The organism is Flavobacterium sp. 28YEA47A (genome assembly GCF_041262125.1).
Classification (GTDB): domain Bacteria; phylum Bacteroidota; class Bacteroidia; order Flavobacteriales; family Flavobacteriaceae; genus Flavobacterium.
The window spans coordinates 386,174-399,854 of sequence record NZ_JBGCCI010000001.1 but is presented as its reverse complement, the minus strand read 5'-3'; the positions used below and the strand labels follow the sequence as shown (position 1 = coordinate 399,854).

At 36.8% G+C, this 13,681-nt stretch carries 12 protein-coding genes; 5 read left to right on the top strand and 7 right to left on the bottom strand.

What is annotated here, in order from left to right:
* Positions 1–11: 11 nt before the first annotated feature.
* Positions 12–941: a GLPGLI family protein gene (locus ABH942_RS01905; protein WP_370029304.1), complete on the bottom strand. Its 930-nt coding sequence runs from the start codon at positions 939–941 to the stop codon at positions 12–14.
* A gap of 354 nt (positions 942–1,295) precedes the next feature.
* Positions 1,296–2,702 carry a hypothetical protein gene (locus ABH942_RS01900; RefSeq protein ID WP_370029303.1) on the bottom strand — a complete coding sequence of 469 codons (1,407 nt, stop codon included), beginning with the start codon at positions 2,700–2,702 and terminating at the stop codon, positions 1,296–1,298.
* A 323-nt stretch (positions 2,703–3,025) separates the two neighbouring features.
* On the opposite strand from ABH942_RS01900, the gene ABH942_RS01895 reads away from it, so the two are divergent.
* Entirely contained in the window at positions 3,026–3,643 is a 618-nt protein-coding gene (locus ABH942_RS01895; RefSeq protein ID WP_370029302.1) for a GNAT family N-acetyltransferase, read from the top strand.
* A gap of 2 nt (positions 3,644–3,645) precedes the next feature.
* Positions 3,646–4,083, top strand: coding sequence for a hypothetical protein (locus tag ABH942_RS01890; protein ID WP_370029301.1), 438 nt, complete (start codon positions 3,646–3,648; stop codon positions 4,081–4,083).
* Between the two features lie 53 nt (positions 4,084–4,136).
* Here the strand turns inward: ABH942_RS01890 and ABH942_RS01885 are convergent, their stop codons facing one another.
* From ABH942_RS01885 to ABH942_RS01865, 5 genes are all read right to left on the bottom strand, one after another.
* Positions 4,137–5,303 (bottom strand): peptidylprolyl isomerase, encoded by a 1,167-nt coding sequence (locus ABH942_RS01885; RefSeq protein WP_370029300.1) that lies wholly within the window; start codon positions 5,301–5,303, stop codon positions 4,137–4,139.
* Between the two features lie 40 nt (positions 5,304–5,343).
* A complete protein-coding gene (locus ABH942_RS01880) occupies positions 5,344–6,459 on the bottom strand; it encodes a peptidylprolyl isomerase (protein ID WP_370029299.1) in 1,116 nt (371 codons plus the stop codon).
* Positions 6,460–6,474: 15 nt separating this feature from the next.
* On the bottom strand, positions 6,475–7,110 hold the full coding sequence (gene gldI, locus ABH942_RS01875) for a gliding motility-associated peptidyl-prolyl isomerase GldI (protein WP_370029298.1): 636 nt from the start codon (positions 7,108–7,110) through the stop codon (positions 6,475–6,477).
* A 4-nt stretch (positions 7,111–7,114) separates the two neighbouring features.
* Entirely contained in the window at positions 7,115–8,125 is a 1,011-nt protein-coding gene (locus tag ABH942_RS01870; RefSeq protein ID WP_370029297.1) for a bifunctional oligoribonuclease/PAP phosphatase NrnA, read from the bottom strand.
* A gap of 69 nt (positions 8,126–8,194) precedes the next feature.
* The gene (locus ABH942_RS01865; RefSeq protein ID WP_370029296.1) at positions 8,195–9,451 is read right to left on the bottom strand and encodes a voltage-gated chloride channel family protein; all 1,257 of its coding nucleotides are present in this window, start codon (positions 9,449–9,451) and stop codon (positions 8,195–8,197) included.
* 174 nt (positions 9,452–9,625) lie between these two features.
* On the opposite strand from ABH942_RS01865, the gene guaA reads away from it, so the two are divergent.
* The 3 genes from guaA to ABH942_RS01850 all read left to right on the top strand — a co-directional run bounded on the left by guaA (position 9,626) and on the right by ABH942_RS01850 (position 13,678).
* Positions 9,626–11,155 carry a glutamine-hydrolyzing GMP synthase gene (gene guaA, locus ABH942_RS01860; RefSeq protein ID WP_370029295.1) on the top strand — a complete coding sequence of 510 codons (1,530 nt, stop codon included), beginning with the start codon at positions 9,626–9,628 and terminating at the stop codon, positions 11,153–11,155.
* 100 nt (positions 11,156–11,255) lie between these two features.
* On the top strand, positions 11,256–13,277 hold the full coding sequence (locus tag ABH942_RS01855; RefSeq protein WP_370029294.1) for a LysM peptidoglycan-binding domain-containing protein: 2,022 nt from the start codon (positions 11,256–11,258) through the stop codon (positions 13,275–13,277).
* The gene (locus ABH942_RS01850) at positions 13,277–13,678 is read left to right on the top strand and encodes an OsmC family protein (RefSeq protein ID WP_370029293.1); all 402 of its coding nucleotides are present in this window, start codon (positions 13,277–13,279) and stop codon (positions 13,676–13,678) included. Before ABH942_RS01855 ends, ABH942_RS01850 begins: the two co-directional genes overlap by 1 nt.
* The last annotated feature ends 3 nt before the right edge of the window (positions 13,679–13,681 follow it).

Sequence of the window (13,681 nt, the reverse complement as noted above, 5' to 3'; positions counted from 1 at the left end):
AGATAGCTTACTTATGGATTTGAAGATAAAGTTTTTGAACGCTCTATAGGATTATTAAATACAGGAATTTGAGTAGGAATATCCATTTTTTTGCCTGGCGAAATTTGTTTCAAGCCACCAAGTCCGATCAATTCCATTTGGGTTTTTAGAAATTTCTTAGGGTCTTTGTCCCGGGTTTCTTTCAATTTCTTTATTTCTTGTGGAGTTGCCTTGATAGCGTCTGATGGCAATTGAATTTCAGTTTCCAAAAGAACATTGCTACTGCCTATTTTATTTATGGTATAATCACTGGATATATCTCGTTCAGGTTTTGCTTTTTCATCAATTTTCTCTAATCCTAAAAAGACAAAACTCACTTCACTATCTTCATCATAGGCATCAACAATCAGTCCGGGCAATCCTACCAATTTCCACGGTCCAGTCGAAAAGGGAAGTTCTTCGGTAAACCAGGCGGTCCAATTTCTGCCTCTAAAATAACCTGTCGCTTTTTTGCATTTGAGACCTTCAATAACTTGGATATCGGCTGTTATTTTCCAATCAATTTTTTCTACCTTTTCTTCAGTAAGATAAAAAGCCACCAATTGTTCTTTGATAAAAAACTTGTGCTGATTGGCAAAATAAAAAATTTCCATACTATTGGTCGGCTTTTTTTTAGGGGGAGAAGTAAACGTCGGAACTTCTACATTGGCTTGCTGTCGGCGTTGTTTCTCGAAAGCATCTCTCGCCTCTATATCCTGTTGTATTTTATCATAACTTAAGTATACCGAAGCATTTTTACCGGCTATCAGCATCATATTTTCTCTATAATAGTTTTCCCTATTTGTAGTATCTGGCACATGCGAAAACGCATATTTCACCCGTATCAAAACCTTGTCTTGGTTTTGTGCAAAAGCAAAGGAGGAAAGAGCTGTTGCGAATAAAGTAAATAAAAAAGTTTTCATATGTCTGTTGTTAAGTGTTACTGTATAACTATTGAAAACCAGTGTTTTATCTCTCTAAAATAAGAAAATTAATTTTTAGTTGTACAAAATCACTACAGAAAGCGATTAGAAATGAGAGGATTAAATAAAAAACGACGGGAAAATCCCGCCGTTTTTAGTTAAGTATAAATTGATTAATCAGGGGTATTTCTGTCTAAAAACTTAATTAGTTTTCGATATAGTTTTATTATAAAGTAAATGACTACTGCAAGAAAAAGAAGGCTGAGTACTTCCCACAAAGTACCTAAAATATAAGGTAGATTATATACCGTTTCTGTTTCAAAGACCTGTTCTTTCATAATTTAATTTTTAATGTTAATTATAGCGCCATTCTGAGCTTATGATTGTAGCATCAGACGGATTTAAGATTAAAGTCAAGCGGATTCCTTTGAAAACTTTGATTCCCCAGCCTTCAATAGAATAATCATATTTCATAGAGCCTGCCACTTCAATTTTGATATTTCCATTCGACAAAATGTCGACGAAATAATCCTTTTGAGTCCATTCTCCTAAAGACGCGCCATATTCTTCAGAAGTTACATTAGTGACAGTATGGCGCTGTTGCCGGGAAACGGAAAACTTTACATTCATTCTTAATCCGGTCAAAAAATTAATTTTGAATTTGTAACTACCCAGAAAGGTGTTGCTTGCATTGGGTTGCTGTTCTATAGCTACAGAATTTATTTGCAGTTGGTTTAAAGATTCAGCCAATTCTTCAATACTATTTATTGTTCTTGTAGCGGCCGGTTCTATAGTACCATCAAATTCAAACGAAAACCCTGTGGCGATAGAATAATCAATCAGTTTTCTGGTGAATGCCATAGCTTCTGGGCTAATCCTGCCATTAAATGTATTTTGGTCTAGATGATTGATTATGGACGTTACTGTTCTGAGATTGGCAGGACTGTCCCACCAGTCTTTTTGCTCTGGAGTCAAATGTCTAATAAAACTAAATTGAATATTTCCAAGGAAAACAGGCTGGGTAGTAATAGGGATTGCAATATCTGGATTTCCGCCACCGGCATCGCTAACAGGATCACTAATAAGTGTGTTCTCAAGATAAGGTTCGGGCGTATTCACGACTATTTCAAAGCAATTAATAGACGCTACTGATTTCACATGTGCTCCGCCGTCTTTGTTCTTATAACAGCCAGGACCGGCTAATGTTGGCGGATTGTTATTCGTGCAATATAAATGAGTACTTATAAAACATTTAGTTGCACTGGAACTTCTGGAAAGAAAAGCAGAACGACTTATTTCTGTCATATTATATTTGCCTGTAAACTGTGCTTCAGGATTAACCATACGACGTGAAAAATAAGCATCATCCGGTTTGTATTTTATAAGTACTGCTTTTTTCTCATTCGCAACATCAAAAACAACAAGGTTCTCAAATGTTCCTTCTTCCATAGTCTCACGTGTAACAGCCATGGTATAATATTCAATACCATTATTTGTTATCTGTGTTACAGAAGTACTGTCAATCTCAAATTGATAAACAGCATTAGAATTGCTATTCCTTGCTGCTAAAGTCAGGTCTTTTGGAAGTGCTTCCGAAAGGAGTCCGGAAAGTTTTCCAAATTCTTTAAATTGTTTACGGACTACAGGAGATTCAGAATTGAAATTTTCAGTAGATTCCTGAATTTCGTCAGTTTGACAACTTAACAACAAAAGGCTCCAAATCAACAGGAGACTTTTCAATAGGTTTGCTCTTTGTTTCATATCTATTTGGTGTTTAATTAGTCATTTTGGCGTGAGAGTGATACAATAATACAAAAAATAATTTATAAATAAACAAATTAATTTATTTTGTTATAAAAAAATAACAAAACAGAATATTTTTAAAATTATATATAATGATTATTCTAGTGTTTGTGATGGTTTATGAGATTTCGATAAAATAACTGAAGTAAACTAAATTGTTTCCTTTTAAGAAAAAAAACAGTCACTAATATTTTATTAAAATCAATAAAAATCGATACAATATTTTATATCTTCACATGGCCTTATAGGTTTCGGATACAACCCTAAATCACAATACCTTTATGACATTTACAAAAGAATTTGACTTTTCACAAAACCTTGTTTTGGAAGATGATGCCGTTTTACTGCGCCCATTGCAGCAGTCAGACTTTGAAAACCTGTTGCACTTTGCTCTTAATGAACCTGAAATCTGGACGTTTTCCAGTATACCGGCCAGCGGTAGCGAAAACCTTAAAAACTATATCGATCAGGCAATAGAAGCCCGCGAAAACAAAACAGAGTTTCCTTTTATTGTCATAGACAAGAAAACCGGACTATATGCAGGAAGCACACGCTTTTACGATATTAATTTCCCGTTCAAAAGTCTGCAACTTGGATACACATGGTATGGAAAAGATTTTCAGGGAACCGGACTCAACAAACATTGCAAGTTCTTAATGTTACAGTTCGCTTTTGAAGTTTTGGAAATGGAAAGAGTTGAATTCAGAGCAGACAGTGAGAATGCCAAAAGTATTGCTGCGATGAAAAGCATAGGTTGTCAGGTAGAGGGAATTTTACGAAGCCATATGCCTAGGATTAATAATGAAACCCGACGCGATTCTATAATTCTAAGCATTTTGAAAAACGAATGGGAGCGAGGAGCCAAACAAAGGCTTTTTGATAAAATAAATAATAAATAAATATGAAAATCAATCCAAAAACAGGAATAGACAAGCTGGTCTTCGGGATGTTGCAAAAAGATGTTGAAGAAGTATACGGAAAACCGGACAAGATTTCTACCGACGAAGAAGATAATAAGATCCTACAGTACAACAAACAGAAAATCAGTCTGACTTTCTATACAGATGAAGGATTCAAGTTGGGTTATCTCACAACATCGAATCCGGACTTGCAGCTTTTTGATAAAGAAATCATTGGGCGCCCTGCTGCTGCTGTACTAAAAGAACTCGAAGCAATAGGATGGACAAAATGGGAAAAAGGAGAATTCGAAATGCAGGAAACCTTTTTTAACGAATCGAACTGGACCATTTTCTATGCAGAATATAATGAAATAGTAAAAGTAGAAGTAGGTGCCATTTTCAACGATAAAGACGAATTTGAATGGAAATTCAAGAAATAAAAAAAAGGGGATTTTCAATTAGAAAATCCCCTTTTTTATAGCTGTTTAGCGTATTATTTTTTTGGTGCTTCCAAAAGTTCTACTTCAAAAATAATGTTAGAATTAGGTGGAATTACATTGCCTGCACCTCTGTCTCCATAACCAAGATTTGCCGGAATGAAGAACGTAGCCTTATCTCCAAATGACATAAGATTGATTCCTTCAAGGAAACCGGCAATCAAGCCTCCTTTATTAGAAATATCAAAAGGGAAAGGCTCGTAACCACCTTGTGCGGCACGATTAGAATCAAATTTTCCATACGCTTTTGATATCTCAGCATCACTACTGTCAAATAAGCTCCCGTCTTCCAAATAACCGGCATAACCTACATAAACAGTTCCTGCTGTTGGTTTAGCTCCCGTTCCTTTATGAGTGATGCTGTATTGCAAACCTGATTCTGTTTTTTTAGAAGTAGCTTTCATTGCTGCAAATTCAGCAACTTTTTTAGCCTTTAGCGGAGCATACTCAGCTTCAAGCACTCTTTTTTTCTCAGCCTCAGCAGCAAGTTGCTTTTTCTCAACTTCATCTTTGTTAGCAAAATAATCATTAAAGACTTTTGCCGCATCGAATTTTTTAGCTTCAGCACCATTACGGATAATCTTGATTTCCATGATAACATCATTTTGCTCAATAGCATTCACGACACTCATACCGCTGATTACTTTTCCAAAAACAGTATGCTTTCCGTCAAGCCATTGAGTGTCTTTGTGAGTAATGAAAAACTGGCTTCCGTTTGTTCCAGGACCTGCATTAGCCATAGAAAGTACACCACCTGAATCATGTTTCAATTCAGGAACAATTTCATCTGCAAAACGATAACCAGGGCCACCTGAACCAGTACCGTCAGGATCTCCACCTTGAATCATAAAATCTTTAATTACTCTGTGGAATTTAAGTCCTGTATAAAAAGGTTTACCTTTATATTTTGCGCTTACGGCATTGTTTGTTCCCTCAGCAAGAGAAATAAAGTTTGCTACAGTAATAGGCGTCTTTTGATATTCTAGCTTTACGACGATTCGACCTTTGTTGGTTTCTATCTGGGCATAAATGCCCGGATCTTGAGCAGTAGCTGCTGCTGCTTTAGTAGTAGCTGCTTTTTTTGGAGCAGCTGATTTTTTTGTCTGTGCGCCAAGACCCGCTGTCATGGCCAAAAACAGTAAGCAAATAAATTTTAATTTCATTGTGTATCAGATTAAGTTTTCTATTCTGTTTTAAAAAAATCTATTGGTTTGGTGTAGAACCGAGCATTTCTATTTCAAAAATAATATTCGCATTTGGAGGAATAACACCGCCGGCTCCTCTTTCACCATAAGCAAGATAAGAAGGAATAAAGATAATAGCTTTGTCTCCTGGCGATAATTGTTCAATTCCTTCTATAAAACCAGGAATCATACCTTCTTTCATTCCAATAGTGAAAGGAATTGGAGAATAAGCCTTAGCAGCAGCTCTGTTTGGATCTAATTTTCCAAAATTTGTAGCGATACTTTCAATATTGGTATCAAACAAATCTCCATTTTCAAAATAACCCGCATAGTTGATAGAAACAGGAGTTCCTGCTACCGGCTTTTTGCCTTTTCCTTTGGTAATGATTTTATATTGTAATCCGGATTGCGTTTTTGTTGATTGCGCTTTTAATTGTTGGAATTGAGCTTCCTTTTCTTTAATAATTGCAGAAAATTTCTCTCTCATCTTTAATTGTTCTTCTTCAAACTTTTTTTGCTCTTCGGCTTGTTTTGCAAAACCATCTTTAAAAATTTTAGGAGCATCAAATTTTTTAGCATCTTGTCCTTTACGGATAATCGTTATTTTTTTGATAACATCATCCTGCTGTATAGCATTTACAACTTCCATTCCGTTTCCTATAACGTGGCCAAAAATAGTATGAATACCGTCAAGCCAAGGTGTTGCCTGGTGTGTAATAAAGAATTGGCTACCATTTGTAGCTTTTCCTCCATTTGCCATTGATAGCACGCCTCCTTTATCATGTTTTAACTCCGGAACAATTTCATCTTGAAAACGGTAGCCCGGCCCACCGGAACCATTTCCGTCAGGATCGCCACCTTGTATCATAAAATTAGGAAGTACTCTATGGAATTTTAACCCATCATAAAATGGCTTTCCTTTGTATTTTTCGTTTACTACCGGATTTTTTCCTTCGGCAAGCGATACAAAATTAGCTACCGTAATAGGTGTTTTCTTGTACTCTAATTCAACCATAATGGTTCCCTTGTCTGTTTCAATTTCAGCATACATTCCGTCAGGCAGATTGCTGTTGGACTTGTCACAGGAGAAAAATAAGGCGCTAAGGCCTAAAAGTAAACTTGTTATTTTTTTCATTGGATATAGGTCGGTTTATTGTTTTATTGTTTCTGTTGTTTTTGGAGTCTCAGTAGTTAGAGGAACAGTCGTTTTTGTATCCTTAGTAGCTGCTTTTGCATCCTTTTCAGGTTTAATATCTCTTAAAGAAATAGTAACCATTAAAGGCTGATTGTGGCCAATTCTTCTATTGTCGCCGTGATAACCATAACCCATGTGGGACGGGAAAAGGAAGGTTAGTTTTTCACCTTTTTTCATTAATTTGATTCCATCACGCATTCCCATCATAATGTTTTGCTTGTCGACACGATAAACTTGCGGGCGAAGCTCTAATTCGGTATAAATTATGTTGCCATTCAGGTCTTTTACTTCATAATCAAAATAGGCGACATTTCCTCTTTTCGGAGTTAAAGTATCAGGTAATGTACTTTTTAAGTCATATTTGTACCAATAGCCTTTTGCCGTGGCAATATATTGGGCTGCTGTGTCTTTTTTGATGACTGCTTCAATCTCAGCTTCCTCACCGGCAATCAGTTTTTTGTTTCGTTCAACAGATTCTTTCATAAAAGTTCCTGATGAATTCGAAAGAGGCTTTCTGGCCTGTTGTTGTGTACAGCCTGTAATCAATAAAGCGCCAGCTGTGACACTCAAAATGAGCTTGAAAAATTTCATAGGGCTACACATTAAAATTTTGTTTCGATAAAATAGATTCAAATTGTTTTATAGTCTCGTCCAAAGATAAGGTAGATTTTCCTCCGGCCGCATTGATATGGCCGCCACCATTAAAATAGTCTCTGGCAAATTGGTTCACATCAAACTTGCCTTGTGAACGGAATGATATCTTAATAATTCCTTCTTCTTTGTTTTCGATAAATATGGCTGTAAAGATAATTCCCCGAATTGTAAGTCCATAATTTACGATTCCTTCCGTATCTCCTTTAACATAGTGGAATTCGTCAAGTTCCTGCTGTGTCAGCTTGATATAAGAAGTTTTGTATTCCGGCAACACCTTCATATTTTGCAATGCTCTTCCTAAAAGCTGCAATCTATGGTAAGAATTATTGTCAAACAATGCATTGTGGATATCTCCGTTTTCTACACCAACGTCAAGCAATTCAGCTACAACACGATGCGTCATGCTGGTTGTCGAAGGGAAACGGAATGATCCGGAATCGGTAACAATTCCAGTATATAAACAGGAAGCAATAGTTTTGTCAATCAGATTTTTATATCCTAAAAATAAGATGAGATTGTATATCATCTCACAGGTAGAACCAAAATTCGTATCAGAATAAGTATAAACAGCGTAATTATCTGGCTTTTGATGATGGTCAACCATAATAAACGGTACCGTAAGCTTCGATAACACGTTTTCCATTTCTCCTGTTCTATGCAGGGCATTGAAATCTAAAGTAAACACAAGTTCAGCTTGCAAAAGAACCGCAGTTACATTTGCTTTATCCTTTTCATAAATCAGCACCTTTTCAGAATCAGGAAGCCATGCCAAAAACTCAGGAAATTCATTAGGAGCAATTACTATAGCATCATGCCCCAGTTTTTTTAGCAGATGGTATAATCCCAAAGTAGATCCCATAGCATCACCGTCAGGGCTTCGGTGCGGAATAATTGCAATCTTTTTAGGCGATACCAATAATTCCTGTATCCCTTTAATATCTTCTTCTTTCATAGATTGCGAAATTACATTTTTTTACTATAAATAATTAATAAAATTAAGGAATGTAGCGATACAAATGCGTTATAAATCTCTCAGGTCTTTTCGTTTGATCTTCTGATAAAGAAGATGTTTTGGGCCTTTTACAATCTGAGAGTGGTAGATTCCTACAGATCCCGAGCAAAAATAAGCCAGCAGGCAGGCAAGGGAAATATAAATACCACAATCAACTCCAAAAAGTTCCATTCCCATAATACTGCAAGCGAGAGGTGTATGTGTTGCTCCCGAAAAAACAGCAACAAAACCCATTCCTGCCAAAAGAGCTACTGGCAGAGGAATCAAGCCAGAAAGCGCACTCCCTAACGTAGCACCTACAAAAAAAAGAGGCGTTACCTCACCGCCTTTAAATCCGGCGCCTAATGTAAATCCGGTAAAAAGTATTTTGAGTAAAAAATCAAGATTACCGCTTGGGTTTTGGAAAGAATCAACAATTACAGGTATTCCCAAACCGATAAATTTTGTTGCCTGAAAACTAAAAATAAGAATGGCAAGGATAATCCCGCCAACCAAAGGTCGTAAAGGCGGATATTTGATGTATTTAGAAAAAAGCGTTCCCCAAAAATGAGTCGTTCTGGAAAATGCCATAGCGGCCAGTCCAAAGGCAATCCCGGCAGGAATTATCCAAAATAAATTTATAATAGTAAGTTCCGGAACAAAGGGAATGTCGTAATGCGTATGTTTTATTTGAAGTAGCTCCACAGTATAATAAGCAATATAGGCTACGGCAAAAGAAGGTAGGATGCTATTCGGTTTTATTTTGCTGAAATACAAAACTTCAAGTGCAAATACAGCTCCTGCTAATGGAGTTCCAAAAATAGAAGCAAATCCGGCACTTATTCCTATTATTAATATGGTTTTTCGTTCTGATGGCTGTAGTTTAAACAAGCGCGTAAACTGGTCGGAAATAGCACCGCCCATCTGTACGGCTGTTCCTTCTCGTCCTGCAGAACCTCCAAAAAGATGTGTGAGAACTGTTCCTATTAATACCAAAGGAGCCATTTTGAAGGGAATGATATTCGTCGGATTATCATATTCCTCCAAAATAAGGTTGTTTCCTTTTACAACTTCTTTGCCGTAATAATAATATAATAGTCCAATTAATAAGCCGCCAATTGGCAATAAAGCAATAATCCAGTAGTTGTTTTCTCTATAAGTTGTGGCCCACTCAAGCAAGATGAGAAAGATGGCAGATGCCAGACCGGAAAGTACTCCTGTTAGCAAACAGATTAAAATCCATTTGAAAAAAGAAGATAGCTTGTTTTGAATGCTTGTTGATTCCATGTCTGTAGGTTCGCCCATTTGACAACCAGAACCATTTCTATGATTATAAAAAGACGAAAAAGAGGTGTCTGATTAAAAAATAGGTTGAAAAACAGTAATGCAATACTACAAAAAAACTTTCTGTTTTTTTGCTGATGCATTTTTAATTTCAATATAGTAATAGTATTTTTGCGCATGCAACACAACGTACTTATTTTAGATTTCGGATCGCAATACACACAACTAATTGCGAGAAGGGTTCGCGAATTAAACATCTTCTGCGAAATATTCCCATACAATCATTTTCCGAGTGATTTATCAAGTTATAAAGCTGTAATTTTATCTGGAAGTCCTTTTTCCGTAAGAGCAGATGATGCACCGCATCCTGACTTATCACAAATCAGAGGCAAGCTGCCTATGTTGGCCGTTTGTTACGGAGCACAATACTTAGCCCATTTTTCAGGAGGAGAAGTAGCACCGTCCAATATTCGTGAATACGGAAGAGCCAATCTGACTTTTATTAAAGACGATGAAGATTTCTTTGATGATGTTCATCTCAACAGTCAGGTTTGGATGAGCCATAGCGATACTATTAAAAAAATGCCTGAAAATGGCGTAAGGTTAGCAAGTACAAAAGATGTAGAAAATGCTGCCTATAGAATTGAAGGCGAAACTACGTATGCAATCCAGTTCCATCCGGAAGTATATCATTCAACCGATGGGAAGCAGATTTTAGAGAACTTCTTGGTTAAGATCGCAAAAGTGCCTCAAAACTTCACGCCAAATGCATTTGTCGAAGAAATCATCGCAGAACTTCAGGAAAAAATCAAAAATGATAAAGTAGTTCTGGGATTATCCGGTGGAGTTGACTCTACTGTAGCTGCAGTTTTGTTGAACAAAGCAATAGGTGAAAACCTGTACTGTATTTTTGTGAATAACGGACTATTGCGCAAAAATGAATTCGAAAGTGTTCTGGAACAATACAAAGGAATGGGACTCAATGTGAAGGGAGTTGACGCTTCGGCACGTTTTTTGGGTGAACTGGCGGGTATAGAAGATCCGGAAACAAAAAGAAAAACTATCGGACGTGTGTTCATTGAAGTTTTTGACGATGAATCCAATAAACTGGAAGATGTGAAATGGCTTGCCCAAGGAACCATCTATCCTGATGTAATCGAATCGGTATCTGTGAAAGGACCATCAGCAACTATCAAATCGCATCATAATGTGGGAGGTTTGCCTGATTTCATGAAACTAAAAATTGTAGAGCCATTGCGTATGCTTTTCAAAGACGAAGTAAGACGAGTAGGTGCTACGTTAGGAATTTCGCCAGAATTATTAGGAAGACATCCTTTCCCCGGGCCAGGATTATCAATCCGAATCTTAGGTGACATTACTCCGGAAAAAGTGAGAATTCTACAAGAGGTAGATGCTATCTTTATAGAAGGATTGAAATCACACGGATTATATGACAAGGTTTGGCAGGCAGGAGCAATACTGCTTCCGGTAAACAGTGTGGGCGTTATGGGAGACGAAAGAACGTATGAAAAAGTGGTTGCCCTGAGAGCTGTTGAGTCAACAGACGGAATGACGGCTGACTGGGTACATCTTCCGTACGAATTTTTAATGACGATTTCTAACGAAATTATAAACAAAGTAAAAGGCGTGAATAGAGTCGTATACGACATCAGCTCAAAACCGCCAGCCACAATTGAGTGGGAATAAGAAATTGAAAAATTAAATTAATTAAGTCGTTGCTTTTCTCTAAATTAGTAACGACTTAATAGCTTATAAAACTTATAAAGCCTTTAAAAGAAAGAATAAAATGAAGCAGTTTTTTTATGTACTTGTATTGATGTTAGTAGTGTCCTTTTCAGCAAAGGCACAGCAAAATGTGAAGCACACCGTGACGAGTGGCGAAACGGTAACACAGATTGCGCAGAAATATAAGGTTACACCTTTAGATATTTATACGCTAAATCCCGACGCGAGAAATGGCCTTAAAGAAAACGCTGTTTTGTTGATTCCTTCAAAAGGACCGGTTAAGATTCCTGTTAAAGAACAAAAAGTTGTAGATACGCCATCCCTAAAGAAAAATGGAACGCATACTGTCGTACCCAAAGAAACGGTTTATGGCCTGGCAAAACAATACAATATTTCTGTTGCAGATTTAGAAAAAGCAAATCCTGAAATAAAAGACGGACTAAAAATTGGTCAGGTGTTGACAATACCTAAAAAAGGTCAGGAAGTACCAATGCAGGAAGTAAAACCTTCAAAAAAAGAAGAAAAAAAAGCGGAGAAAGCAGAGAAAAAAGCCGAAAAAGAAGAAAAGAAAGAAGTTAAAAATACGGCACAGGATATCAGCCATGAAGTACAGCCAAAAGAAACAAAATATTCTATTGCTAAAAAATATGGAATTACTCTTGAAGAGCTGGAAAAAAGAAATCCTGAAACCAGAGATGGTTTAAAAATAGGTCAGGTATTAACCATAAAAGGGAATGCTCCAAAAGTTGAAATTGCCGATAAAAAACCTGAGACTAAACAAGAAGTTTCAAAACCAGAAACGGCAGATTCAAATACTAACAAATACGAAGTAAAACCTAAAGAAACACTTTACAGTCTATCCAGACAATTTGGTATAAGCCAGAACGAACTGATAGATTTAAATCCGGAATTGAAAGATGGCGTAAAAGTAGGAATGCTGCTAAAAGTTCCAAATACGTTACCGGTATCGGGTGCATCATCTAAAGATTTTACGGATCTGACTAAAACACTTTCTAAAAAAGAAAGAAAAGAATTGGTCTTATTATTGCCTTTTAACCTTACAAAAATAAGCGGAGATACAACATCAACGATTCAGACAAGACTTAAAAAAGATGGTTTCCTGAACATGACGCTTGACTTTTATTCAGGAGCTTTGATAGCTATTGATTCGGCAAAAACATTAGGACTGAATATTGATGTAAAGATTTTTGATTCACAGGAAAACAAAAACACATCAAACATTTCAAGCACTTTTGTACAGAATAATCTATCTAAAGCGGATGTAGTTATTGGGCCATTTTATCAGGTTCATGCAGAAAAAACAGCAGAAATGCTGAGCCAGAACAATGTACCGGTAATTTCTCCATTGTCAAAAGATAGCGGTAAGCTGTATAGCAACTTATATCAGTCTATGCCAACGGCTGATTATCTGAGAAACGCGATGTTTGATTATATGAACAGCAAAAGCGGCAATATAGTTGCGGTTGTTGACCCGAAAAAAGCTACTACCCGAAAATATATTTCAGACAACTATGGCAATGTCCGATTCGCAACATTTACCGATAAAGGTGGATTGTCTGCTGAAAGCCTGAAATCGCTGCTAAAGCCAAATCAGATGAACTATGTTGTTATGGAAACAGCAAGTATCTGGATGATCAAGTCTACAATTACGGCTTTGCTGGCAGCACAGTCTGAATACCAATTGCAATTGGTTATTTTGGAATCGAATGATGCTTTGGATTCCGATGAAATCCTGGTTTCCAATTTGGCAAAGCTAAAAATGATGTATCCTGCCGTAACACGTGAAAATGATACTCCGGAAGCATTGATTTTTGCAAAAATGTATAAAAAGAAAAACAATATTCTTCCTAACCAGTATGCAACCCGTGGGTTTGATGTTACGTTTGACGCCATGCTAAGGCTTTCGCAAGAAAAAAGTTTTGAAGAAACCATCTATGATGCGGCTACAGAACAGGTAGAAAACAAATTCAATTATAATAGAAATCCGGCAGGAGGCTATTCAAATAAAGGTGTTTATATTCTTTATTATGATGAAGACCTGTCCGTTAAAGAAGCAAAATAATGACATCAAAAGTAACTTACCTGGGTGACCTAAGAACTTCTTCTGTACACCTGCAATCAGGAACTGAAATCCTTTCCGATGCGCCAACCGATAATCATGGGAAAGGCGAAGCTTTTTCTCCTACTGATTTGCTAGCCAATGCGCTTGGTAGCTGTATGGTTTCGATTATGGCAATCAAATCAAAAGATATGGATATAAACCTGGTAGGCTCGACTGTTGAAGTAACCAAAATCATGCAGGCGGAACCAAGAAAAATTGCGAAAATTGAAATCGTAATGAACATGTCGGTTGCGGCTGATGAAAAAACGAGAACCATATTAGAAAGAACAGCAATGAATTGTCCGGTTATACTGAGCCTGAACCCGGATATTGAAAAAGTAATCACCTTTAATTGGAAATAATCA

Excerpts from the sequence above, each read along its gene's own strand:
- ABH942_RS01905 (WP_370029304.1), bottom strand. The coding sequence starts at position 941 with ATGAAAACTTTTTTATTTACTTTATTCGCAACAGCTCTTTCCTCCTTT.
- ABH942_RS01900 (WP_370029303.1), bottom strand. The coding sequence starts at position 2,702 with ATGAAACAAAGAGCAAACCTATTGAAAAGTCTCCTGTTGATTTGGAGC.
- ABH942_RS01895 (WP_370029302.1), top strand. The coding sequence starts at position 3,026 with ATGACATTTACAAAAGAATTTGACTTTTCACAAAACCTTGTTTTGGAA.
- ABH942_RS01890 (WP_370029301.1), top strand. The coding sequence starts at position 3,646 with ATGAAAATCAATCCAAAAACAGGAATAGACAAGCTGGTCTTCGGGATG.
- ABH942_RS01885 (WP_370029300.1), bottom strand. The coding sequence starts at position 5,303 with ATGAAATTAAAATTTATTTGCTTACTGTTTTTGGCCATGACAGCGGGT.
- ABH942_RS01880 (WP_370029299.1), bottom strand. The coding sequence starts at position 6,459 with ATGAAAAAAATAACAAGTTTACTTTTAGGCCTTAGCGCCTTATTTTTC.
- gldI (WP_370029298.1), bottom strand. The coding sequence starts at position 7,110 with ATGAAATTTTTCAAGCTCATTTTGAGTGTCACAGCTGGCGCTTTATTG.
- ABH942_RS01870 (WP_370029297.1), bottom strand. The coding sequence starts at position 8,125 with ATGAAAGAAGAAGATATTAAAGGGATACAGGAATTATTGGTATCGCCT.
- ABH942_RS01865 (WP_370029296.1), bottom strand. The coding sequence starts at position 9,451 with ATGGAATCAACAAGCATTCAAAACAAGCTATCTTCTTTTTTCAAATGG.
- guaA (WP_370029295.1), top strand. The coding sequence starts at position 9,626 with ATGCAACACAACGTACTTATTTTAGATTTCGGATCGCAATACACACAA.
- ABH942_RS01855 (WP_370029294.1), top strand. The coding sequence starts at position 11,256 with ATGAAGCAGTTTTTTTATGTACTTGTATTGATGTTAGTAGTGTCCTTT.
- ABH942_RS01850 (WP_370029293.1), top strand. The coding sequence starts at position 13,277 with ATGACATCAAAAGTAACTTACCTGGGTGACCTAAGAACTTCTTCTGTA.